General features: G+C 68.8%; 20 protein-coding genes and 1 pseudogene. 12 read left to right on the forward strand and 9 right to left on the reverse strand.

Features of this window, described 5'->3' with window-relative positions; genetic code table 11:
• Positions 1-53: 53 nt before the first annotated feature.
• Positions 54-695: a hypothetical protein gene (locus PKD89_RS16710; protein WP_289011067.1), complete on the reverse strand. Its 642-nt coding sequence runs from the start codon at positions 693-695 to the stop codon at positions 54-56.
• A gap of 151 nt (positions 696-846) precedes the next feature.
• Here PKD89_RS16710 and PKD89_RS16715 point away from each other — a divergent pair, with 151 nt between their 5' ends.
• From PKD89_RS16715 to PKD89_RS16725, 3 genes are all read left to right on the forward strand, one after another.
• Complete coding sequence (locus tag PKD89_RS16715; protein ID WP_289011068.1) at positions 847-2,631, forward strand: class I adenylate-forming enzyme family protein; 1,785 nt, start codon at positions 847-849, stop codon at positions 2,629-2,631.
• 118 nt (positions 2,632-2,749) lie between these two features.
• On the forward strand, positions 2,750-3,502 hold the full coding sequence (locus PKD89_RS16720; RefSeq protein WP_287378988.1) for an esterase/lipase family protein: 753 nt from the start codon (positions 2,750-2,752) through the stop codon (positions 3,500-3,502).
• Positions 3,503-3,710: 208 nt separating this feature from the next.
• Positions 3,711-4,010, forward strand: coding sequence for a hypothetical protein (locus PKD89_RS16725; RefSeq protein ID WP_287378989.1), 300 nt, complete (start codon positions 3,711-3,713; stop codon positions 4,008-4,010).
• Positions 4,011-4,092: 82 nt separating this feature from the next.
• Here PKD89_RS16725 and PKD89_RS16730 read toward each other — a convergent pair whose 3' ends face one another.
• The gene (locus tag PKD89_RS16730; protein ID WP_289011069.1) at positions 4,093-5,421 is read right to left on the reverse strand and encodes a bifunctional o-acetylhomoserine/o-acetylserine sulfhydrylase; all 1,329 of its coding nucleotides are present in this window, start codon (positions 5,419-5,421) and stop codon (positions 4,093-4,095) included.
• Positions 5,422-5,553: 132 nt separating this feature from the next.
• On the opposite strand from PKD89_RS16730, the gene PKD89_RS16735 reads away from it, so the two are divergent.
• Positions 5,554-6,204, forward strand: coding sequence for a carboxymuconolactone decarboxylase family protein (locus PKD89_RS16735; protein WP_289011070.1), 651 nt, complete (start codon positions 5,554-5,556; stop codon positions 6,202-6,204).
• A gap of 17 nt (positions 6,205-6,221) precedes the next feature.
• On the forward strand, positions 6,222-6,716 hold the full coding sequence (locus PKD89_RS16740) for an NUDIX hydrolase (RefSeq protein ID WP_289011071.1): 495 nt from the start codon (positions 6,222-6,224) through the stop codon (positions 6,714-6,716).
• A 3-nt stretch (positions 6,717-6,719) separates the two neighbouring features.
• Here the strand turns inward: PKD89_RS16740 and PKD89_RS16745 are convergent, their stop codons facing one another.
• Both PKD89_RS16745 and ilvC read right to left on the reverse strand, forming a co-directional pair.
• Positions 6,720-7,622, reverse strand: coding sequence for a TIGR03564 family F420-dependent LLM class oxidoreductase (locus PKD89_RS16745; RefSeq protein WP_289011072.1), 903 nt, complete (start codon positions 7,620-7,622; stop codon positions 6,720-6,722).
• A 171-nt stretch (positions 7,623-7,793) separates the two neighbouring features.
• A complete protein-coding gene (gene ilvC, locus PKD89_RS16750; RefSeq protein ID WP_289011073.1) occupies positions 7,794-8,822 on the reverse strand; it encodes a ketol-acid reductoisomerase in 1,029 nt (342 codons plus the stop codon).
• A 284-nt stretch (positions 8,823-9,106) separates the two neighbouring features.
• Between ilvC and PKD89_RS16755 the strand changes: the two genes are divergently transcribed.
• Positions 9,107-9,940, forward strand: coding sequence for a hypothetical protein (locus tag PKD89_RS16755; RefSeq protein ID WP_289011074.1), 834 nt, complete (start codon positions 9,107-9,109; stop codon positions 9,938-9,940).
• An 88-nt stretch (positions 9,941-10,028) separates the two neighbouring features.
• The gene (locus PKD89_RS16760; RefSeq protein ID WP_289011075.1) at positions 10,029-10,928 is read left to right on the forward strand and encodes a hypothetical protein; all 900 of its coding nucleotides are present in this window, start codon (positions 10,029-10,031) and stop codon (positions 10,926-10,928) included.
• Positions 10,929-10,956: 28 nt separating this feature from the next.
• Here PKD89_RS16760 and ilvN read toward each other — a convergent pair whose 3' ends face one another.
• On the reverse strand, positions 10,957-11,466 hold the full coding sequence (ilvN, locus tag PKD89_RS16765) for an acetolactate synthase small subunit (RefSeq protein WP_287378997.1): 510 nt from the start codon (positions 11,464-11,466) through the stop codon (positions 10,957-10,959).
• Complete coding sequence (locus PKD89_RS16770; RefSeq protein WP_289011076.1) at positions 11,463-13,301, reverse strand: acetolactate synthase large subunit; 1,839 nt, start codon at positions 13,299-13,301, stop codon at positions 11,463-11,465. Before PKD89_RS16770 ends, ilvN begins: the two co-directional genes overlap by 4 nt.
• Positions 13,302-13,666: 365 nt before the next feature.
• On the opposite strand from PKD89_RS16770, the gene PKD89_RS16775 reads away from it, so the two are divergent.
• Positions 13,667-14,386 carry a type 1 glutamine amidotransferase gene (locus tag PKD89_RS16775; protein WP_289011077.1) on the forward strand — a complete coding sequence of 240 codons (720 nt, stop codon included), beginning with the start codon at positions 13,667-13,669 and terminating at the stop codon, positions 14,384-14,386.
• Positions 14,387-14,887, forward strand: a complete 501-nt coding sequence (locus tag PKD89_RS16780) for a hypothetical protein (protein ID WP_324332588.1) — start codon at positions 14,387-14,389, stop codon at positions 14,885-14,887.
• A gap of 13 nt (positions 14,888-14,900) precedes the next feature.
• Here PKD89_RS16780 and PKD89_RS16785 read toward each other — a convergent pair whose 3' ends face one another.
• Genes PKD89_RS16785 through PKD89_RS16795 form a run of 3 tightly spaced genes read right to left on the reverse strand, consistent with a single transcriptional unit; the run spans position 14,901 to position 17,855 of the window.
• Positions 14,901-16,568 carry a hypothetical protein gene (locus PKD89_RS16785; RefSeq protein WP_289011079.1) on the reverse strand — a complete coding sequence of 556 codons (1,668 nt, stop codon included), beginning with the start codon at positions 16,566-16,568 and terminating at the stop codon, positions 14,901-14,903.
• Positions 16,565-17,329: an ABC transporter ATP-binding protein gene (locus PKD89_RS16790; protein ID WP_289011080.1), complete on the reverse strand. Its 765-nt coding sequence runs from the start codon at positions 17,327-17,329 to the stop codon at positions 16,565-16,567. Before PKD89_RS16790 ends, PKD89_RS16785 begins: the two co-directional genes overlap by 4 nt.
• 49 nt (positions 17,330-17,378) lie before the next feature.
• The gene (locus PKD89_RS16795; RefSeq protein WP_287379003.1) at positions 17,379-17,855 is read right to left on the reverse strand and encodes an SRPBCC family protein; all 477 of its coding nucleotides are present in this window, start codon (positions 17,853-17,855) and stop codon (positions 17,379-17,381) included.
• A gap of 104 nt (positions 17,856-17,959) precedes the next feature.
• On the opposite strand from PKD89_RS16795, the gene PKD89_RS16800 reads away from it, so the two are divergent.
• The 3 genes and pseudogenes from PKD89_RS16800 to PKD89_RS16810 all read left to right on the forward strand — a co-directional run.
• A complete protein-coding gene (locus PKD89_RS16800; protein ID WP_289011081.1) occupies positions 17,960-18,619 on the forward strand; it encodes a uracil-DNA glycosylase in 660 nt (219 codons plus the stop codon).
• Between the two features lie 31 nt (positions 18,620-18,650).
• The gene (locus PKD89_RS16805) at positions 18,651-19,973 is read left to right on the forward strand and encodes an MATE family efflux transporter (RefSeq protein ID WP_289011082.1); all 1,323 of its coding nucleotides are present in this window, start codon (positions 18,651-18,653) and stop codon (positions 19,971-19,973) included.
• A 240-nt stretch (positions 19,974-20,213) separates the two neighbouring features.
• Positions 20,214-20,685: pseudogene (locus PKD89_RS16810) on the forward strand (hypothetical protein); the annotation flags it as partial.

The following is a 20,685-nucleotide window of genomic DNA, read 5'->3' on the forward strand; positions in this document are numbered from 1 at the left end:
CCCCATCCGGGGCGCAACCGTCGGCGCGTCGGCCGCTCCCCCGGGATGCCCGGTCACTGCAGTGCGATGTAGGGCTGCTGTTCGACCTTGACGATCGTCCCGCCCTCGATCGTAAAGAAGAGCACCGACGAGTCGCCGACGGCGAAGCCGGTGTCCTTCTTACCCATCGTGTTCCACAGCTCCCGTTGGGTGGCCGGACGCAGACCGCCGCCCTCGGTCGGCAACAACAGGATCTCGGTGTCGCCGTTCGTGGGGCGATCGACGAGCCCCAGCGGGTCCTCGTCGGTGGCGATGGGCACGCCGCCCTGGTCGCTGACCGTCACCAGGTTAAGGCCAACCGACGCGTTCTCTGCATCGACGCTGTTGAGCATGGCGGCGTAGATCCCGTCCGGAAGGCCGGTGCCCACGGCGCTCTCAGGTCCCAGCGCCGGAAGCTGGAACGGAGCGGGCGTGGTCGGCGCTGCCGTTGTCTCGTCGGTGGTAGGTCCAGCGGTGCTCGAAGGTGCCGAGGCGCTGGTTGCATCGGCACCGGCGTCCCCGGACGGGCCATCGTCGCCGCCGGCGCACCCGGCCAGCACCACCCCGGCGACGAGCAGCCCGGCCGACCAGCGGCGCGCTGAGCGGCCGAGGGTCGCAACGGTCGCCCAACGGTCGGGGGTCGAGAGGTCACATGACGAACGAGCACGCTGGGGCACGGCCGGACCTTACCGGGCCCTCGTGGTCGATCCGATCCCCTCGTATCGCCAACGCGCGACGCTCGCCGGCCCGAGCGCGTTGGAACCCACCCCGCAATCACCGAACGACTTTTCCAGTTTCGCGTGGGTGACGTTGACCAGAATGAGGCCTATGACACAGCCGACCAACCCATCCACCGCCCGATCGGATGCTGCGGGCCCGGCGTCTCCGGCGACGGTGATCGCCGACGTGCGAGAAGAACTCACCGGCCCGGGCGGAACCTTCGAGGTGATCATCGACGACGTGGCTGGGATCGGAGGGCCCGAGCCGCTCCCGATGAAGGTGTATGCCAGCCGGATGGCCAACCTGCGCGAGGTGTTCGCGTTCGCTGCGGCACATGGCGACGCCACCTTCATCGTCTACGGCGACCGCCGGATCACCTTCGCCGAGTTCGCAGCCGACGCCAACCGCATCGCCGCCAACCTGGCTGCGGCCGGGGTGCAACACGGCGACCGCGTGGCGGTGCTCAGCCAGAACAACCCGGAGTGGTGCCTGACGTTCTGGGCAACGGTCAACCTGGGGGCCATACTCGTCGGGCTCAACGGCTGGTGGAACACCGACGAGATCCGCTTCGGGCTGGAGGACAGCGGCGCCAAGGTGCTCGTCGCCGATGATAAGCGCCTGGCACGGGTGGTCGATCACCTCGACGAGCTTCCACAGCTCGAACGTGTCTTCGCCATCGACGGCGATCACGCCCACCCGCTGGTCTCGCAGTTCGCCGAGCTGACCGCCGGCGACGATCCGGGCCCGCCCGAGGTCGCCCTCGACGAGGGGGATGCGGCGGTGATCTTCTACACCTCGGGGACGACCGGCCGACCCAAGGGGGCCATCTCCACCCATCGGGGCATGGTGGCCAACCTGCAGAACACCGTGTTCCTGCTGACCGCCAACGCCACGGTGCTCGATCGCCTCGGTGAACCTGCCGCCGAGTCGACGGGCGGCCAGACCGCGGCGCTGTTCACCTCGCCGCTGTTTCACGTGTCCGGATGCCACTCCACCCTCGTCGTCGGCCTGCTCGGCGGCCTCCGGCTGGTGATGGTGCCCGGCAGGTTCACACCGGAACTGGCCCTCGAGCTGATCGAACGCGAGCGAGTGAGCATCTGGTCGACCGTCCCCACGATGATCTGGCGCACGTGCGAGTTCCCCGGCCGCGGCGACTACGACACCTCGTCGGTCACGTCGGTCGCCTTCGGCGGTTCCCCCTCCGCGTTGGAACTGCAGCGGATGATCAGGGACACGTTCCCCAACGTGCGGGCCACCTCCAACGCCTACGGGCTGACCGAATCCTCCTCGGTGGCCACCGTGCACCTGGCGGGATCGCGCGTCGACCGACCCGATTCTGTCGGGCTGCCCATGCCCGTCGTCGATGTCGCCATTTCCGGGGCCGACGGGGTTCACCTGGGACCCGATGAACAAGGCGAGGTCTTGCTGAGAGGTCCGATCATCATGCCCGGTTACTGGAACCGGCCCGATGCCACCGCCCAGGCCATCCGCAATGGGTGGCTCCACACCGGCGACCTGGGGCATCTCGACGCCGAGGGGTACCTGTTCATCACCGATCGGGCCAAGGACATGATCATCCGAGGGGGAGAGAACGTCTATTGCGTCGAGATCGAACAGCGCCTGGTCGAGCACCCCGAGGTGGCCGACGCAGCCGTCGTCGGCGTGCCCCACCCGGCCCTGGGCGAGGAGGTGAAGGCGGTGGTCGAGCTGGTCGACGGGGCCGCGGTGACCGACGCCGAGCTTCGGTCCTGGGTGGCCGAGCGGCTGGCTGGGTTCAAGGTGCCGTCCCTCATCGAGCGCTGGCCGGAGAAGCTGCCCCGCAACGCATCCGGCAAGCTCCTTAAGAACGTCCTGCGCGGCGAGGGGGCGGTCAGCTTCGCCGAAACGATGTAGGACCGCCGACGCCATGACCCAGCGGGTGCGAGTGCGCTCTGGACCACGATGCTCATTCGCGTCCGATTCTTGAGCGGATGCCTAGCAACGGGCTGATTGTGTGACTAGCGTTCGTGAGATGCGACACACCATCTCCATCAAAGCGGTCATGGCCGCCACCCTGCTCATCGCCGCTGTGGTCGCCACCGCCTGTCAACCGGCCCCGGTTCCCGGACGCAATCCGGTCATCATCGTCGCCGGCACCTTCTCACCCAGCTTCGCCAACGAGATCCTCGCCAACCGGCTGCGGGCCGACGGCTACGACACGACCATCTTCGAGCTGCCCACGTTGGGCGCCCAGGACATCAGCCTCACCGCTCAGGCGCTGTGTTCGGAGATCGACGTCGTACAGGCCAAGACCGGCGCAACCAAGGTCGACCTCGTCGGCCACAGCCAGGGTGGCCTGGTGGCTCGCGACTGCGTCAAGAACTACGGCGGCAACACCAAGGTGGACACGCTGGTGATGCTGGGTGCGCCCAACTACGGCACGGTGTTGACCAACCTGCTCGCTGCACTCACGTTTGGCACCTGCCTCGGCCACACCGCCTGCTTGCAGATGGCCATCGATTCGCCGTACCTCAACGCGTTGAACGCCGGCCCCGACGTCATCGCACCGGTGAAGTACGTCAGCATCTACTCCGCCATTGACGAGTTGGTGATCCCGCCCAGCAACGCGGCGCTCAAGGACGGAGCCACCAACGTCGAGTTGCAGAGCCAGTGCCCGCAGCGGGCCATCGAGCACCTCGGGCTGATCATCGATGCGACGGTGTACTCGGGAGTCGAAGATGCCCTCGCCGGTCGAGAGATCGACATGAACTGCTCCGCCTTCTGACCTTTGAGGCTCTCCGGCTGCTCTTGGGTCACCCCGACTACGGGAACGACTCGCAACTCGGGGCACCCGCAACTCGGGAGCCCAAACGACCGCCAGAGCGCGCTCTGGGCTCCCGACTACGGGGACCTCCCGCAACTCGGGAGTGCACACGACCGCCAGAGCGCGCTTTGGGCTCCCCAGTTCGGGTGGGTCCTGTAGGTTCGCCCCCATGTCCGACGCCGCTGACTCGACGAAGGGTGGGGCCGAGGACGCACCGCCGGACGCCGCTCCCCTTCCCGACGGCAGCTACGACGTCTTCGTCATCGACGCCGATCAGGATCCGAAGGATGAACGCACGGTCGTCATCGAGGTGACCCTGCTCGACGGAGAACACAAGGGCGAGGTGCTTGCGCTGGGTTGCCCTGCGAGCGAACTGGTGCCGGGGGGAGCCGATCCCATCGAGCTGTTGGGCGAAACCGGGGTGCTGGCCGTCGTCGACGGCGCACCCCGGTTCCAACTCGACCGCTGAGCCGCCGCTGCGCTCAGGCTCGGTCCCCCGCTGCGCTCAGGCTCGGTTCCCCGCTGCGCTCAGGCTCGGTTTCCCCCTGCGCTCAGGCTTGGGCCGCAGCGGCGAATCCAACCTTGAGGTCGGCGATGATGTCGTCGATGCTCTCGAGGCCCACCGAGAGGCGCACCAGGCCGGGCTCGACACCCGCCGAGCGCTGCTCCTCGTCGTTGAGCTGACTGTGGGTGGTCGACGCCGGGTGGACCACCAGGGAGCGAACGTCGCCCAGGTTGGCCAACTGATAGTGCAGCTCGAGTGCGTTGGCGAACGTCTCGCCGGCGGCGCGGCCGCCCTTGATGACGAAGCTGGGTACCGACCCGGCGCCGGCGGGCACGTACTTGGCGGCGTGCTCGGCCCACGGCGAGCTGGCCAGCCCCGCGTAGTTCACCCGCTCCACCTGGTTGTGGGCATCGAGGAACTCGACGACCGCCTGGGCGTTGGAGACGTGGCGCTCCATCCGCAGCGACAGCGTCTCCAGGCCCTGCAGCATCATGAACGCGTTGAACGGCGAGATCGCCGCACCGGTGTCGCGCAGCCACTGCAGGCGTGCCTTGAGGATGTACGAGCCGTGGCCCAGCGAGGGCCAGAACGTGAGGCCGTTGTAGCTCTCGTCGGGCTCGTTGAACCCGGGGAACTTCTCGGCGTCACCAAAATCGAAGCTGCCGCCGTCGACGATGATGCCGCCGATTGAGGTGCCGTGGCCACCGATGAACTTGGTGGCCGAGTGCACGACGATATCGGCTCCGTGCTCCAGCGGGCGGCACAGAAACGGCGAGGCCACCGTGTTGTCGACGATCAGCGGCACGCCCGCCTCGTGGGCGGCGTCGGCTACGGCCGAGATGTTGAGGATGTCGTTGCGCGGGTTGCCGATCGTCTCCCCGTAGAACGCCTTGGTGTTTGGCTGGACCGCGGCCTTCCAGGCCTCGATGTCGCCGGCGTCCTCGACGAAGGTCACCTCGATGCCCATCTTGGGCAGGGTGTGACGGAACAGGTTGTAGGTTCCGCCGTACAGCGAGGCGGCGGTGACGATGTGTGAGCCGGCCTCGGCCAGCGTCATGATCGCGCAGGTCTCGGCGGCCATGCCGCTGGCGACCGCCAGGGCGCCGGGGAGTCCGACAGCCGTGGTCACGCCACCCTCGAGCGCCGCCAGCCTCGCCTCGAAGACGCCCTGCGTCGGGTTCATGATGCGGGTGTAGATGTTGCCGATCTCCTCGAGGGAGAACAGCGCCGCACCGTGGGCGGCGTCGCGAAAGCTGTAGGCGGTCGTCTGATAGATCGGGGCGGCGCACGCACCGGTCGTCGGGTCGGGCTCCTGGCCGGCGTGGATCTGACGGGTCTCGAAGCCCTGCTGACGGTCGGGGGTCTGTTCGCTCATGTGGGGTACGCCTCTTCTGTGGTGACTCGAAGTTGGAACGGGCAGAGCCTAGGAGGGCCTAATCCCGACTTACAAGGTCGGGATTAGGTGGAGGCCGGCGCAGCCCTCCCGAGCCGCCAGTAGCCTGGCCAAATGGGGAGACTTCGACAGGTTCCACTCGACGAGGTGAGCGACCCGCGGGTGGCGGCAACGTACGCCTACATCTTCGGCGACAAGGACCCGGTGTCCGACCCGGGTACCGCCACCGGCTCCCCCGGGGACTGGTGGACGACCTTCGCCGCCTCCCCCGACGTGTTCGCCCACTGCCTGGCAGGGTTCGCCCTGTACCGGGACCCGGAGCGCCGTCTGGACCCCGTCCTGCGGGAACTGGGCCAGACCCGGGCCGGATGGCTGCGCCAGAGCAATTTTGTGTACAGCCAGCATCGCAAGTCGTGCCGCGGGCTCGGCATGGACGAGGCCAAGATCGACGCTATTGCGTCGTGGGAGGTGTCGGCGTTGTTCGAGCCGGCCGAACGGGCCGTCCTCGCCTACACCGACGGGCTGGTCGGGGCCAACGGGCGGGTCAGCGACGCCGTGTTCGTCGAGCTCCGGGCGCACCTGAGCGACGAGGAGATCATCGAGTTCACCTACATCACCGCCTGGTACGCCATGCACGCCGACATCTCCAAGGCCCTTCGCCTGGAGTGGGACGACGTCGACGACCCGATCCGCGAGATCGACGGCGGCGAGGGTGCATCCGACGTGATCGAGCCCGGCCCGGGCGGCGGCCGACCACCGGGATGAGCCGTTACCGGCCGGTCATGGGAACGCTGGGCTTCGTCTGGGATCGGGCCAACGACCTGGTGCTGCTCGTCCACCGCACCAACCGGCCGGACCAGAAACACAACGGGCTGGGCGGCAAGCTGGAGCCCGACGAGGACGTCGCCACCGGCATGGCCCGTGAGCTGCACGAAGAGGCGGCAATCGTGCCCCTCAAGATGCGGCTGCGAGGAACCATCTCCTGGCCCGGCTTCGAGGGCCCTGGGGGCGACGACTGGTTCGGGTTTCTGTTTCTCATCACCGAGTGGCGCGGCCAGGTGCCCGCCGCCAACGACGAGGGCGAGCTGGCCTGGGTGCCCCGCAGCGCTCTGATGGCCTGGTGCGATCCCGCCACCCGCCCCGACAGCGGACTCGACTTCCACGAGGGCGATGCCCATTTTCTGGCGTTGATGTTCGACGATGACCCCCGCCAGTTCCACGCGCTGATGCCCTGGGATGACGGCCGCCCAACCGGCTGGACGGTCTCGCGGCTGTAACACCTACAGCAGGCCCGTGAGCACCTCGCGGGTGCCGGCACCCTCCTCACCGGGGAGGAACTCGACCGCAGCAAAGTCGGTGACGCCGATCTCGGCCAGCTCGCCGATCCGCTCGCCGACCTCCCCAGCCGAGCCGATGATCGCCACGTCTGCGGGGCCGTCGGCACCCTCCCGGTCCAGCATGGCCCGGTATGAGGGCAACATCCCATAGATGCTGAAGGCCTTGGCGGCCCGCTCCTTGGCGCCGGCGACGTCGGCGGTCACCGCAACCGGCAGCGCCGCCGTGACCCGTGCAGGCCCCTTGCCCAGCTCCTCGCGAGCGGCCGCCAACGTGGGGATCGTGTGGCTGGACAGCGTCTTCGGCCCGGTCATCCAGGTGATCGTCCCATCGGCGTACTCGGCGGCGAGCCTCAGCATCCTCGGGCCGAGGGCGGCGACGAGCAGCGGCACCGGGTCGGCGCCGATCTCCAGGCTGGCATGGGCCGAAATGCGCTCGCCGGAGGCGTCAGCAGCCTCGCCCCTCAACAGCGGGGTGAGCGCCGCCAGGTACTCCTCCATGTGGGCCGCCGGGCGGTCGAAGGACAAGCCGAACATTCCCTCGATCACCATCTGGTGGCTGAGGCCGATGCCGAGGTGCAGCCGTCCGCCGGAGATCTTCTGGGTGGTCAACGCTTCGGCGGCCATCGTGATCGGGTGGCGGGGGTAGGTGGGCACCACCGAGGTGCCGAGCGCAATGCCGGGCACCTCGCGGCCGACGACCGCCAGCAGCGTCAGCGCTTCCATCCCGAAGATCTGGGGAAGCCAGTAGCTGTCGAAGCCGGCCTCGGCCGCCGCCCGAGCATTGGCCACATAGTCGTCAACCGTGACCTGTGGCCCGGAGTTACCGTCGAAAATCCCCAACTTCATGGTGCGCCCCCTCGGCGTCGTTCACGGGCGGCAGTGGCCCTGATGATCAGAAATGCAGTCTGGCACTCCTGACGACCAGCGGACCGACCGTCCCCGAAAACGACGCTGGGACCGCCGACCCCGCCATGGCGGTGTCGACGGTCCCAATGCGCAGAAAACGGACGGAGGCGACTAGTCGCCGCCGGAGATGTCCTCGACCTTCGTCTTGCCCTGGGAGATCCACGGCATCATCGACCGCAGCTCGGCGCCGACCTGCTCCACCTGGTGCTCCTGGCCGGCCTTGCGCAGCTCGGCGAAGCGCGACCCGCCGGAGCGGACCTCGTCGATGAACTCGGTGGCAAACTCACCGCTGCGGATCTCGTCGAGGATCTTGCCCATCTCGGCGCGGACCCCCTCGTTGATCACGCGGGGTCCACGGGTGAGGTCGCCGTACTCGGCGGTGGTCGAGATCGAGTAGCGCATACCGGAGATGCCCTGCTCGTACATGAGGTCGATGATCAGCTTCAGCTCGTGCAGGCACTCGAAGTAGGCCGACTCGGGCTGATACCCGGCGTCGACGAGCGTCTCGAAGCCGGCCTGGACCAGTGCGGTCAGCCCGCCGCACAGCACAACCTGCTCACCGAACAGGTCGGTCTCGGTCTCCTCCTCGAAGGTGGTGTCGAGCACGCCGGCACGGGTGCCACCGATCGCATCGGCGTAGGCGAGGGCCAGGCCCCGAGCCGAGCCGCTGGCGTCCTGGGAAACGGCGATCAGGCAGGGAACGCCGCCGCCCTCGGTGTAGGTGCGGCGCACCAGGTGACCGGGCCCCTTGGGTGCGACCATGGCGACGTCGACGCCCTCGGGCGCTTTGACGTATCCGAACCGCACGTTGAACCCGTGGGCGAAGAACAGGGCATCACCGTCGTTGAGGTTGGGGGCAACGAACTCCTCGTATGCGGGACCGATGTCGGTGTCGGGCAGCAACATCATGATCAGGTCGGCCTCGGCGGCCGCCGAGGCCAGGTCGGTCACCGCCAAGCCGGCCGACTCGGCCTTTGCTCGCGACGACGAACCCTCGCGCAGGCCCACGCGGACGTCGACGCCCGACTCGAGCAGGTTGAGGGCGTGGGCGTGGCCCTGGGACCCGTAACCGAGGATGGCCACCTTGCGGTCGGCGATCAGCGATCGGTCAGCGTCGCGTTCATAGGACACGGTTGCCATGTCGGGGGCTCCTTGTTGGTGAGTGATCGGTTGGTTGGAAAGATCCGTTGGTCGGGAGGGAACTCCGCAGCGGTGGCGTAGCGACCCGGGACCGGTCAATGTTCGGCCCCCCAGCGTAGGCGCCCACGCCCAACCGTCCCGCAGGGACGGGCGAGGAGAGACGGTCGCTCGGTGCAACAGCACCTTCATCCGAGGCGGGATCCTCGGCCCTAACGCAGCGCGATCCGAGCTTTTCTCCCCTCGGGGATGCGAAGTCGCCCATACCGGCGGTAGCCTCTCCCACCGTGAGCACCGTCTTCAGTTCCAAACGTGGCCATCGCCAATCTGCCCGGTCGGCGCTTGCCGTCATCTCCGGCTTGCTGTTGCTGGCAGGCTCGCTGAGCGCCTGCGGCAACGACATCGAGGCCGCCAGCTCGACGACCAAGGCGAGCACGACCACGAGTGACGAGGCGCAAACGACCACCTCCGATGCCGGTGGGCTCACCGGTGGCAATGTCGGCCTGGGGTCGAAGCTGGGCGAGGAGGCGGTGTCGCTCCCCGGCCTCAACGGCGGGTCCTCCGACGAGACGTTCGGGCCGGACGTGGAGTCCTGCCTGGACGAGGAGGCCGCCGATCTCTCGGAGGCCGATTACGACGCGGTGATCAACGACGACGATTTCGCCGGGCTCTCGCCCGAGGGCACCGAGATCGTCACCGCAGCGATGAACACCTGCATCCCGCCGGAAGAGATCGCCACCGTGTTTTCCGAAGAGTTCTCCAAGGAGCTGGGCAGCGAGCCCAACCCGCAGTTCACCGCGTGCCTCAGCACCGAACTCGAAGGCCAGGTCGGCGACCTGCTCGTCGAAGCGTCGCTCGCCGAGAATGCTGGAGGCGACGAGATTCCCCAGCCGGTCATCGACCTGCTGGATGCCTGCGGCGACATCATCATCAGCGACCTGTTTTTCCAGCAGTTCAAGGAGAGCGGGCTGCGCGACGAGGTCGCCCAGTGCATTGCGGACGGGCTTGAGGGCAAGGTGACGATGTCCGACCTGATCGAACTCGGACAGGGTGGCGAACTACCGGCCTCCCTGGAGGCCGATATCGAGAAGCTGGCCAAAGAGTGCGAGGCAGCCGGATAGCTCCACCGGGCTGGTGGCACCAGGTGGTCGCGGCGCCACCGACACTCGATATCCTCGGGCGGTGTTCCATTGCCGACGCCCTCGCGTCTTGTCCGATCATGTTGCGGCGCTGCGCCGGACCCCGACGCAACCCAGCTCCGCAGCCCTGGTCGGCGCGGCCGCGCTGCTGACCGTGCTGTTGGCGGGCCCGGGGTGCGCGTCGGATGGCGACGAGCGTGCACGCCGGGCTGGCAGCTCCGATGCCCCCGGGACGAACGATGAGGTCGCCCAGCCCGGTTCGCAGGACACCGGCGTGGGCGCTTCGACCGGTGGGGCCAGGGTGATCGCCGGGCTCGGCGGACCCCTCGCCCAGTTGGTGGATCGGGCCGGCGTGCCCGGCCTGGGTGAGACCTCGACCAACGGTGTGGCGGTCTCGCCCGAGCAACGGACCTGCCTGGAACGTCGGGCATCAGCTTTGCCCCCGCAGGACCTTCGCGTGGTGACCGCCGGTGGGGGTCTCGGCGAGCTCACCCCCACCGGCGGGACGATCGTCGCCGACGCCATCAGCCGCTGCGTCGACGCCGGGTTTCTGGGTGAGCGGCTCGGCGAGGAGTACGTCATTCGCCTTGGTCTGGACGCCACGTTGGACCCCGGCTTTGCCACCTGCATCGCTGGGGAACTCGACGGCGCAACCGGCGCGCTGGTGACCGAGGTGGCGCGGCAGTCGACCGGGACAACCACCGAGCTGCTCGGACCGGTCGCCGAGGCGGTCGACCCGTGCGGAGCCACCCACCTCGTAAAGCTGTTGACCGACCACTACGCCGCCCAGGGCCTCAACGCCGAGGCTGCGTCGTGCGTCGGCGTCGGTCTCGCCGAACGCGTCAGCCTGTCCGAGGTTCTGAACAGCGGCAGCGTCGCCAAGTTGGAAGCCGAGTTCTCTCCCACCCTTCAGCTCGACCTCGAGGATCTCTTCGAGCAATGCGGGGCACCGCCACGCAACGGCACGTAAGCGACGTCGGTGTCAACCGACCGGTCCGCTACGACCTGCCGGGCTCGTCGTCGATCTTGGGCAGCGCCACCCTGCCGGTCCGCTGGAGCGAGGCCACGCCGTAGGGCGTGAGCAACCGCTCGAAGGTGTCGAGCCGGTCCGGGCGGGCATCGAGGGCCACCGTCACCGCATGGTGACCGACGTCGAGGATCCGCCCGTTGAACACCTGGGTGAGCTCGATCACCTCGCGCCGACGGTCGGGTTCGGCCCGCACGGTCACCAACATCAGCTCCCGCTCCACCGAGTGCCGGGGAGCGAGCTCGGTGATCTTCAGCACGTTGACCAGCTTGTTGAGCTGCTTGACCATCTGCTCGAGCGGTGCCGTGTCGACGTTGACCGTGATCGTGATCCGGCTCAGGCCCGGATCCGAGGACGGGGCGACCGCCAGGGATTCAATGTTGTACCCGCGCTGGGCAAACAGCCCGGCGACCCGGGCGAGCACGCCCGACTTGTCCTCGACGAGCACCGACAGCACGTGGTGGTGGTCTTCATCGATCATTGGGTGATCCCTTCGGCTTCGTCGGAGTCCTGCGACACCACAATCTCGTCGTTGCCTTTACCGGAAGGCACCATGGGGAACACCTTCTCCGAGCTGTCGGTGCGGAACTCGATGACGACCGGGCGGTCGTCGATCTCGTTGGCCTTACGGATCGTCGGCGCCACCTCCTCGGGTGACTCGACGCGAAACGCCACGCAGCCCATCGCTTCGGCCCACTTCACGTAGTCGGGCAGGTCGGGGCTGAGGTAGACCTCGCTGTAGCGCTCCTCGTAGAACATCTCCTGCCACTGGCGAACCATGCCCAGATAGGCGTTGTTCAAGATGGCCACCTTCACCGGGATGCGTTCGGTGGCGGCGGTGACCAATTCCTGAGCGGTCATCTGGAAACAGCCGTCGCCGTCGACCGACCACACCGTGCGGTCCGGCATGCCGACCTTTGCCCCGATCGCCGCCGGCACCGAGAAGCCCATCGTGCCCAGGCCCCCGGAGTTGATCCAGGTGTAGGGGTGCCGGAATGTCCAGAACTGGCTGGCCCACATCTGGTGCTGGCCCACGCCCGACACGACGATCGTGTCCTCTGGCGACAGGTCGCGCAGCTGCTCGAGCACGTACTGCGGCTTGAGCAGCTCCCCCGGCTCGGACTGGTCGTAGGCGAGCGGGTACTTCTCCTGCCATCCCGACACCGTCGAGCGCCACGCCGTGATGTCGGTGGCCGCGTCGGCGCCACCCAGATGGATGAGGTCGGCAAGGATCGCATCGATCACCTGCCGGCAATCCCCGACGATCGGGACATTGGCGTTGCGCACCTTGCCCAGTTCAGCCGGGTCGATGTCGACGTGGATCACCTTGGCAAGAGGTGCAAACTCGGCCAGTTTGCCGGTGACCCGGTCGTCGAACCGGCTGCCCAACGCGATCAGCAGGTCGCTCCGCTGCATGGCGGTGACCGCGGTGTAGTTACCGTGCATGCCGGGCATGCCCAGGCACAACGGATGGTCGTCGGGAAACGCCCCCCGGGCCATCAGCGTGGTCACCACCGGGATGTCGAGCAGCTCGGCCAGCTCGCGCAGCGACTCGGCCGCCCGGGCCTTCAGCACTCCCCCGCCGACGTAAAGCACCGGCCGCTCGGCGGCGAGGATCATTTCCGCCGCCTCGCGCACCTTACGGGGGTGGCCAGTCGTCGTCGGCCGGTAGCCGGGCAGGGACGCACGCACCTCGTCGTCGGTGGGCCAGACCCAATCGAACCAAGCGTCGGGGTTGTTCGGGTCGACGATGTCCTTGGGGATGTCGAGCAGCACCGGACCCGGCCGCCCGGTCGTCGCCAGGTGAAAGGCCTGACGAACCTTCAGCGGGATATCGGCCGCCGAGGTCACGAGCTCGTTGTGCTTGGTCACCGACCGGGTGATACCGACCGTGTCGGCTTCCTGGAAGGCGTCGGTCCCCAGCGATGCGGTGGCCACCTGCCCGGTGATGCAGATCATCGGCACCGAGTCCATGTAGGCGTCGGCCAGCGGGGTCACGATGTTGGTGGCCGCCGGGCCGGAGGTCACCATCGCCACCCCCGGACGGCCGGTGGCGTGGGCGTAGCCCTCGGCCATGTGCCCGGCGCCCTGCTCGTGCCGGACGAGGATGTGACGGATCGGGCTGTCGAGGATCGGGTCGTACACCGGGAGGATCGCCCCGCCCGGCAACCCGAAGATCGTGTCGGTTCCTTCCAGCTCGAGCGAGCGGATCAGCGCCTGGCCGCCGTTGATCCGCTCAGGGGCGGCGCCGACGGTGGACGAACCATCAGCGGGGGTGGCGGCCGGGTCGTCGCCGAGGTGCGGGGTGGGGTCCATGATCGTTCCTGTGAGGGTGGGCTAATGGGGAAGGCTGGGCTGGGCGTTTGGAGCGGTGATGCTTGGTATGAGCCTGGCTCGACGGTGTGCGGCGCCGCCGTGGTGTGCTTCGATAGCACGGTGACGTGCGCACGACCGATTCGGGCCGAAAACTGCGATGACCTCCCACCTGGGGAGGTCATCACGCACGCCAACGAACTGAATCGGGTGTGCGCGTCAGCGCAGTACTACAAGGATGGGGAGACACAAGGGGGAAGGGATCGCTGTGGCCACGTGCCCAGTCTGTCTCGCGCCCGGCGGCTTTCACAACCACTAAGTTCCAGACAACAGGCCGCGCACCGGCTCGGGTGTTGCTGGAGGCACAGATGTTGCTCGGACTTTTGATGTGCGGTCAGGTGGCACCGGCCGCCCAAGGCCCCGGCGGCAACTATCCCGAGCTGTTCGCCTCGTTCTTCGCCGAACACGACGTCACGCTGGTGCGGGTCGACCTCGATCAGGGCGAGCTCCCGGGTGATCTCGACGTCGTCGACGGCTGGATCACCACCGGCTCGGCCCATTCGCTCGTCAGCGATGACCTTCCCTGGCTACCGAGCGCCCTCGAGCTGGTGCGCACGTTGGTCGACGAGGACCGGCCCTACATCGGCGACTGCTTCGGCCACCAACTGCTGGCCGTCGCACTGGGGGGCTCCGTGGAGCGGGCCGCCGTCGGTTGGCGGGTGGGCGTCCAGACGTACCGGGTGACCTGGCCTCAGCCATGGATGGTGCCGGCGGCTGAGGAGTTCAGGCTGATCGCTTCCCACCAGGACCAGGTGATCGTGCCGCCCGAGGGCGCCGTCGTGTTCGCCGAGGGGCCGGGCTGCCCGGTCGCCGGCATGGCCTACGGCTCCGCCATCTCGTTCCAGGGCCACCCCGAGTACACCCCGGAGTTGTCGCAGTTGCTGACGCTCGACCGATGGGAACGCATCGGCGACGAGGAGACCCGCCGTGGGCTCGCGTCGCTGGATCTGGGGGTGACCCAGGGGTTGACCGCCGACTGGATCGTCGAGTTCGTGCGTCGCGCCGCTACGCAACGCAACGTCGGCTGAGTGGCGGCGGATCAACCCCGTCGGGGGATCTACCCCGGGTCGTTTCACCCTCTGACCGTCGCTCACGTGGCGGTCATCGACGCGGCGCTGGAGCAGCGACGGCTGGATCGACTCGACCTGGCGATCAGCCAGGCCGCCTTCGACAAGGCCCACCTGAGCGAACAGATCGAGCAGCGCGTCGATGCGCTGCACCGCTTCGCCGATGGGCGCAGCGACATCGGGATCGTCGTCTCACGGCATCGGCTGATCGCCGACCTGGCCGTCGGCTACGACGCCGTGGTGATGGGCGCCGACAAGTGGCACCAGCTCCACGAGCTGCGCTTCTACGGTGGGGACCAAGCTGCGCAGCGGGCCGCCCTCGCCTCGCTGCCCGAAGTGGCCGTCGCCCCTCGCCAGGGATGGTCCACCCCCGGCGAACACCGCCTGTGGCTTCCGCCGGAGTTCGCCGAGGTGTCGGCGACGGCGGTGCGAGCGGGCCGCACCGACTGGCGCGCCCACTGATCCAACGAGGCGCTCAGGTGGGCGTCACCGCGTCGAGTACCCGATCGGCACGGCCGGTCAGCATCCGGGTGGCCGTGCGCTCGGCCAGCGCCCCCAGCGCAACGTCAACGGCGAGGGAGACGGCGACCAAGGCCACCACCAACGCAGGCCGCCCCGGCCCGAAATACCCGATCACCAGCGCCGGCGGGATCGTGACGATGCCCATCAACGCCAGGCTGAAACCGAGAAACAGGCCCGACAGGCAACCCTGCCCGGCGTCCGCTGACGCAAACGGATTGGAGGATTCGGGCTGGGCCATCGGCGCGTTCACGCTGACGAACATGGCCACACCGGAGGCGAGGACGGCAGCGCCGGCACCGAGGAGCAGCCCGATCGGCACCAGCGACCACCCACCAGTGAGCGCCCCCACCATCGGTGGCACCACCACGACCGGCGGGACCCCGGAGAAGAGCGCAGCCAGCCGCTTGCCCCGCACGAAGTGGGACAGGTCGCCGTTGGCGATCAGGTCGGCGCCGAGCGCCCGACCGTCGGTGCCGAAGACGTTTTGGTTGTCGAAGATCACGGCAAACTGGGCGGCGGTCCCCAGCAACACCATGGTGGGGTTGCGGCCATCCCCGGAGGACAGCACGACGGCCAGCGATCCACCGATCGCCAACGCCAGCGCGGCGACCAGCCCGGTCAGGAGGCGCGGTTCCCGCAACTTCAGGCGCACCGAGCGCACCGCCACTGTCCAGGCGGGCGACTCGGGCAGCCATCGCGGGTAGGGCCGCCGCTGCCGTCGAGCACGTTTCGAGGCTGCGCCGGCGCCGGGCGTCGCCACCAGAAACAGGCGAAAGGTGCGTCCGTGCAACACGAACAGCACCGGCAACACCGCCAGACCTGCCAGCAGGTGCGCCGTCGCCGCCCCGGGACTGGTACCGGCCTGGGTGACCGCACGGGCGAGCTGGGCGGTGGGCGTCCAGGCCATTGCGTCGGCGGCGTTCTCCCACCACCCGGTGGGCCGCGTCATCAGGAAGCTGATCAGCTGCGCACCCGCCGCCAGCAACAGCCCGGCGGAGGCGGTGAGGAGGTTGGCGAAGCGCCGGCCCCGACCCCCGGCCAGCATGCCCAACACGTTGGTGGCCAGCCGGGCGCAGGTAACGGTCAACGTCGCCAGGCCGACGACGCCCGCCACGACGATCAGCGCCCCGGGACCCGCCGATACGTATCCGGCCACCGTGCCGGCCGCCAGCAACATGCCGGCCAGCCCTGCCGGTCCAACGAGCGCTGCGGTCAGCGTGCCGGCCGAGAGGGCCGAGTTGGACAGCGGCAACACCGCCAGCCGCCGAGGGTCGATCGTGCCTTCGGCCCCGACCATCGCCCCGAAGAGAACCGCCACCACCGGCAGCGCGGTGGCGCCGACGACGAGCACCGGGTCGAGCCAGGCCACCTGGCGGGCTCCCACGGCAATCCCCACGCCCATGGCTCCGCCAAACACCGCCGCCACGGCGGTGCCGACCGCCAGCCCAACCGCATGCATGATCGAGGTGCGGGCCAGCGCCGTCAGCAACGCCACCTTCAGCTCGACGATGCGCCGGGCGGCGAGTGCCGGGCCCAACGGCGGCGGCGCCGAATGGGCAGCCACCTCAGCGGCGGCGGGCCGCACCGAGGTCCGACCGGCCACGACGCCCGGCTTGGTCACGTCGGCGCGTCCAGCCAGTCCAACAAGCGTGCGTCGGTGGGCGACTCGCCGACGATGGCGATGAACGCCTCCTCCAGGGTGGTGCTGTCGCCGGCCAGCTCGTCCAGCGGTCCGGCGGCCAGCACCTGGCCCCGGTCGATGATGGCCACCCGGTCGCAGAAGCGCTGCAAAACCTCCATCACGTGGCTGGAGACGACGACGGTGCCGCCGGCGTGGCGATAGCGGTCGAGCACCCGCCGCACCGTGAGCGCCGAAACCGGATCGACGCCCTCGAACGGTTCGTCGAGCAACAACAGTGCGGGGCGATGCAGCATCGCAGCGGCCAGCGACAGCTTCTTGCGCATGCCGTGGCTGTAGTCGCCGATCACCTCGCCGGCCGCCCCGGTCAGGCCGAGCACCTCCAGCAACGCCCAGGACCGCTCCTCGGTCACGGCTCGACCGAGGTTGCGCAGCAGGCCGGTGTGCACCAGTTGCTCGATGCCGGACAGGCGCTCGAACAACAACAGCGGATCGGGCACGACGCCGATGCGGCGGCGGGCCTCAACCGGGTCGACCCACACGTCGACGCCATCGACGCTCACCCGTCCGCTGTCGGGACGCAGCAGCCCGGCGCACATCCTCATCGTCGTCGTCTTGCCCGAGCCGTTGGGTCCGATCAGCCCGAAACAGCTCCCTTGGGGCACCACGAGGCTGAGCCCGCCGACCGCGACGTTGGCACCGAAGGCCTTGGCCAGATCCTCGGTGACGAGCGCAGCGGGCATCGGTGGAGCGTAGCGACGCCCCGCAGCCGCGGCGGCGCAGCCCGGATGTCTAGTCGACGGTGCCTTCGTGCACCGAGAGGTCGTCGTCGCCGTCGTCGCGTGACACGTAGCGGGCGATGCTCACGCAGAAGCTCCCCAACGCCGCCCGCAACGCCGTCGCGCCTCCGGCGGATTGCACCCCGTTGACCGGTACGAACGATCCGGCCCACGTCAGCAGGCTGCCGTCGGTCACCTGCTCCACCATCACCGAGGCCTCGTAGTCCTGAAGTGGGAGGCCGGTCAGAAGCTTGTAGCTGAGCGATCGGGGCGGATCGAAGGCGGTGATCTCCTCGCGGCTGGCGACCGGCGCTCGTCCCACCTTGCGGATTGCACCCACGCCATCGGGATGGTCGTGGCCCTCCGCCTCGCGTTCGGATTCGAGGCCGATCGCCCACCTCCCCCACGCCGAGTTGTCGGCGATCAGGTCGAAGACCACCTCGGGTGGCGCAGCGATGAAACGGCGGACGGTGACGGTGCGGCGGCTCATGGGTCCATCTTCGCGCTCGGCGCCACCGTCGCGCGCCGCTTCGGCGTTTGCGGCTTCGAACCGCCTCAGCGAAGCCCGACGGGCTGGCCGACCAGAATGGGGCGATGGCCACCGACTGGAACCCGCTGCTGGGTCGTGAGCTACAGGCCCCCTATTGGGCCGAGCTGATGACCTTTGTCGATGCCGAGCGGGTTCGCGGGCCGGTGTACCCGCCCCGCGCTGAGGTGTTCGCCGCCCTCCACCTCACGTCCTACGCCGACCTGCGGGTGGTGATCCTGGGCCAGGATCCCTACCACGGCCCCGGCCAGGCCCATGGCCTGGCGTTCTCGGTGAGCGACGATGTTCCGCCGCCCCCGTCGCTGAAGAACATCTTCTCCGAACTCACCGCCGATGTCGGCTGCCCCGAACCGTCGAGCGGCAACCTTTCGGCGTGGGCCACGCAGGGCGTGCTGTTGTTAAACACCTCGCTCACCGTGCGGGGCGGCGCAGCCGGCTCCCACCAGGGAAAGGGCTGGGAGCGCTTCACCGACCGGGTCATGACCACCGCAGCTGCCAAGCCGGAGCGGGTGGTGTTCGTGCTGTGGGGTGCGGCGGCCCAGAAGAAGCGTGCCCTCATCGAGGGTGGACCGCACGTCGTGATCGCCTCGCCGCACCCCTCGCCGCTCTCGGCCCACCGTGGGTTCTTTGGATCAAAGCCGTTCAGTCAGGCCAACGCTGCGCTCGTCGAGGCCGGCCGGCCGCCGATCGACTGGTGTCTGCGGTGACGGTCGGAAGGCCGACCCAGCCGGAACGGTGATGAGCAGCGAGCGCCGCTGGGATGGTGAGATCGTTGCTCTGGCGGTGCCCGCAGCCGCCACGCTGGCCGCCGAGCCCGCCTACCTGCTGACCGACACCGCCCTGGTCGGCACGCTCGGGACCGAAGCGCTGGCCAGCCTGGCGGTGGCCAGCACGATCGTGATGGCCGCCTACACCATCTTCATCTTCCTCACGTTCGCCACGACCGCTGCGGTTGCCCGACTTCTCGGCGCCGGGCGCCAACGGGATGCGGCCGAGGAGGGCGTGACCGCCACGTGGCTCGGCGCCCTGCTCGGCGTGGCGGTGGCGCTGGTGGTGCTGCCGTTGGCACCGGCGCTCGGCCGGCTCTTCGGTGCCGAGCCCCAGGTGGTCGACGGCGCCGTGACGTATTTGCGCATCTCCACCGCCGGATTTCCTGCGCTGTTGATCGTCATGGCGGGCGCCGGGTTTCGTCGGGGTCACCACGACACCCGCACACCGCTGTACGTCGGGTTGGTGACCGCCCTGATCAACCTGGTGATCGAGGTCGCCCTCATCATCGTGCTCGACTTTGGCATCGGCGCCTCGGCGCTGTCGACGGTGATCGCCCAGTGGTGCGGGGCCCTCGTTTACGTCGCCCTGGTGGGCGCCGAGGCCCGGCGCCACCAGGTGGGGCTCGCCCCACATCTGGGGCGCATCGCCATCCAGCTGCGGGTGGGGTCAGCGCTGATCGTGCGCACGGTGGCCCTTCGGTCGATCTTTCTGATGGCGGTGGCGGTGGCCGGCCGGATGGGCACGGTCGAGCTCGCCGCCTACCAGATCGGCATCGGGGTGTGGACGTTTCTCGCCTTCGCCTACGACGGCATCGAGACCGCCGGACAGGCGCTGGTGGCCCGCGAGTTGGGCGGCCGGCGGAGCGGTGAGGCGCGATCGGCAGCCGGACGGGTGGTGGCCTGGGCGATTGGTGCCTCGGTCGTGTTGGGCGCGGTCACGGTGCTGGGCCACCGGGTGCTCGCCGGCCTGTTCAGCGCCGACGACGTCGTCGTGGCGGCGGCCGCCGGTGCGCTGTTGTGGGTCGGCTTCGGTCAGCCGATCGCCGGGCCCGCCTATGCGCTCGACGGGGTGCTCGTCGGCGCCGGCGACCTGCGCTTTCTGGCCGGGGCGATGCTGGCGGTCGCCGTCACTTTCGGCGCCGGAGCGGCGCTCACCCTGAGCACCGGAGCCGGGCTGTGGGCCCTGTGGGCCACGCTGCTCGTGTCGATGGCCGTGCGCACGGCGCTGATGAGCCGAAGGTTCCGTTCGGGGGCGTGGGTCCGCACCGGCCCGCCGACCGGCCGTGTCTAACCAGATCGCCATCGACGGGTCGACGGTCGTCGGTCGACGGCCGCTACCGACGCCGAGTCGCTACTGAAAAGGCCGCACGAGGCGCCGGCACAGCAGGCGAACGCCAACGAGGCCACGCCCTCTCCTCCCACCCAACACCTCGGCTTCGCCCTGAGGCGACGCGACCGGGACATGGTTCAGGCTTGGAGACTTCCCGAGGTGGGTGCGCCGGTGGCGCTCGCAAGGGATCATGGTGGGATGATGTCCCGCACCCGTCCCTTGGCGACACTGGCCCTGCTGATCACCATCTCGTTGCTGACGGCGTGTGGCGACGGCCTCGGCGGCGAGTCGGCCTCCTCGACCTCAGCGACCGACGGCACCGCCCCTCCTCGCGCCGGAGGTGCTGCGCTCGATTGGGACGGTGTTCGTTACGACTTTGGCCGCATCACCGGCATGAGTAGCAACGACCCCCAGCACCAGGTGGCGTTCATCACGTTCGACCGCTACCAGCTCTACGACCAAGTCGGCACGCTGCAGTCGGCGCCCGACTTCACCGAGGAGCCGATCGTGGTGGGCAACAGTGACGTTCCTTGGGTGAACGAAAACCACAAGGAGCGCACCTACGCACTGGACCCGGATGCCGAGGTGCTCAACCTGGCCAATCCGGGCAAGATCCAATGCGGCGGCAACGACAAGACCGAACGACCCGCATGGAAGTCCTCCACGGTCGACG

Origin of the sequence: Candidatus Neomicrothrix sp., assembly GCF_035329545.1 — a bacterium.
In the GTDB taxonomy this organism is placed as follows: domain Bacteria; phylum Actinomycetota; class Acidimicrobiia; order Acidimicrobiales; family Microtrichaceae; genus Microthrix; species Microthrix subdominans.

Bases quoted from the DNA above. Each gene is read 5' to 3' on its own strand.
- ilvN (WP_287378997.1), bottom strand. From the start codon at position 11,466: ATGATCGATGAAGACCACCACCACGTGCTGTCGGTGCTCGTCGAGGAC.
- ilvC (WP_289011073.1), bottom strand. From the start codon at position 8,822: ATGGCAACCGTGTCCTATGAACGCGACGCTGACCGATCGCTGATCGCC.
- PKD89_RS16740 (WP_289011071.1), top strand. From the start codon at position 6,222: ATGGGAACGCTGGGCTTCGTCTGGGATCGGGCCAACGACCTGGTGCTG.
- PKD89_RS16790 (WP_289011080.1), bottom strand. From the start codon at position 17,329: ATGCCCGCTGCGCTCGTCACCGAGGATCTGGCCAAGGCCTTCGGTGCC.
- PKD89_RS16725 (WP_287378989.1), top strand. From the start codon at position 3,711: ATGTCCGACGCCGCTGACTCGACGAAGGGTGGGGCCGAGGACGCACCG.
- PKD89_RS16720 (WP_287378988.1), top strand. From the start codon at position 2,750: ATGCGACACACCATCTCCATCAAAGCGGTCATGGCCGCCACCCTGCTC.
- PKD89_RS16805 (WP_289011082.1), top strand. From the start codon at position 18,651: ATGAGCAGCGAGCGCCGCTGGGATGGTGAGATCGTTGCTCTGGCGGTG.
- PKD89_RS16795 (WP_287379003.1), bottom strand. From the start codon at position 17,855: ATGAGCCGCCGCACCGTCACCGTCCGCCGTTTCATCGCTGCGCCACCC.
- PKD89_RS16775 (WP_289011077.1), top strand. From the start codon at position 13,667: ATGTTGCTCGGACTTTTGATGTGCGGTCAGGTGGCACCGGCCGCCCAA.
- PKD89_RS16770 (WP_289011076.1), bottom strand. From the start codon at position 13,301: ATGGACCCCACCCCGCACCTCGGCGACGACCCGGCCGCCACCCCCGCT.
- PKD89_RS16745 (WP_289011072.1), bottom strand. From the start codon at position 7,622: ATGAAGTTGGGGATTTTCGACGGTAACTCCGGGCCACAGGTCACGGTT.
- PKD89_RS16735 (WP_289011070.1), top strand. From the start codon at position 5,554: ATGGGGAGACTTCGACAGGTTCCACTCGACGAGGTGAGCGACCCGCGG.
- PKD89_RS16715 (WP_289011068.1), top strand. From the start codon at position 847: ATGACACAGCCGACCAACCCATCCACCGCCCGATCGGATGCTGCGGGC.
- PKD89_RS16800 (WP_289011081.1), top strand. From the start codon at position 17,960: ATGGCCACCGACTGGAACCCGCTGCTGGGTCGTGAGCTACAGGCCCCC.
- PKD89_RS16730 (WP_289011069.1), bottom strand. From the start codon at position 5,421: ATGAGCGAACAGACCCCCGACCGTCAGCAGGGCTTCGAGACCCGTCAG.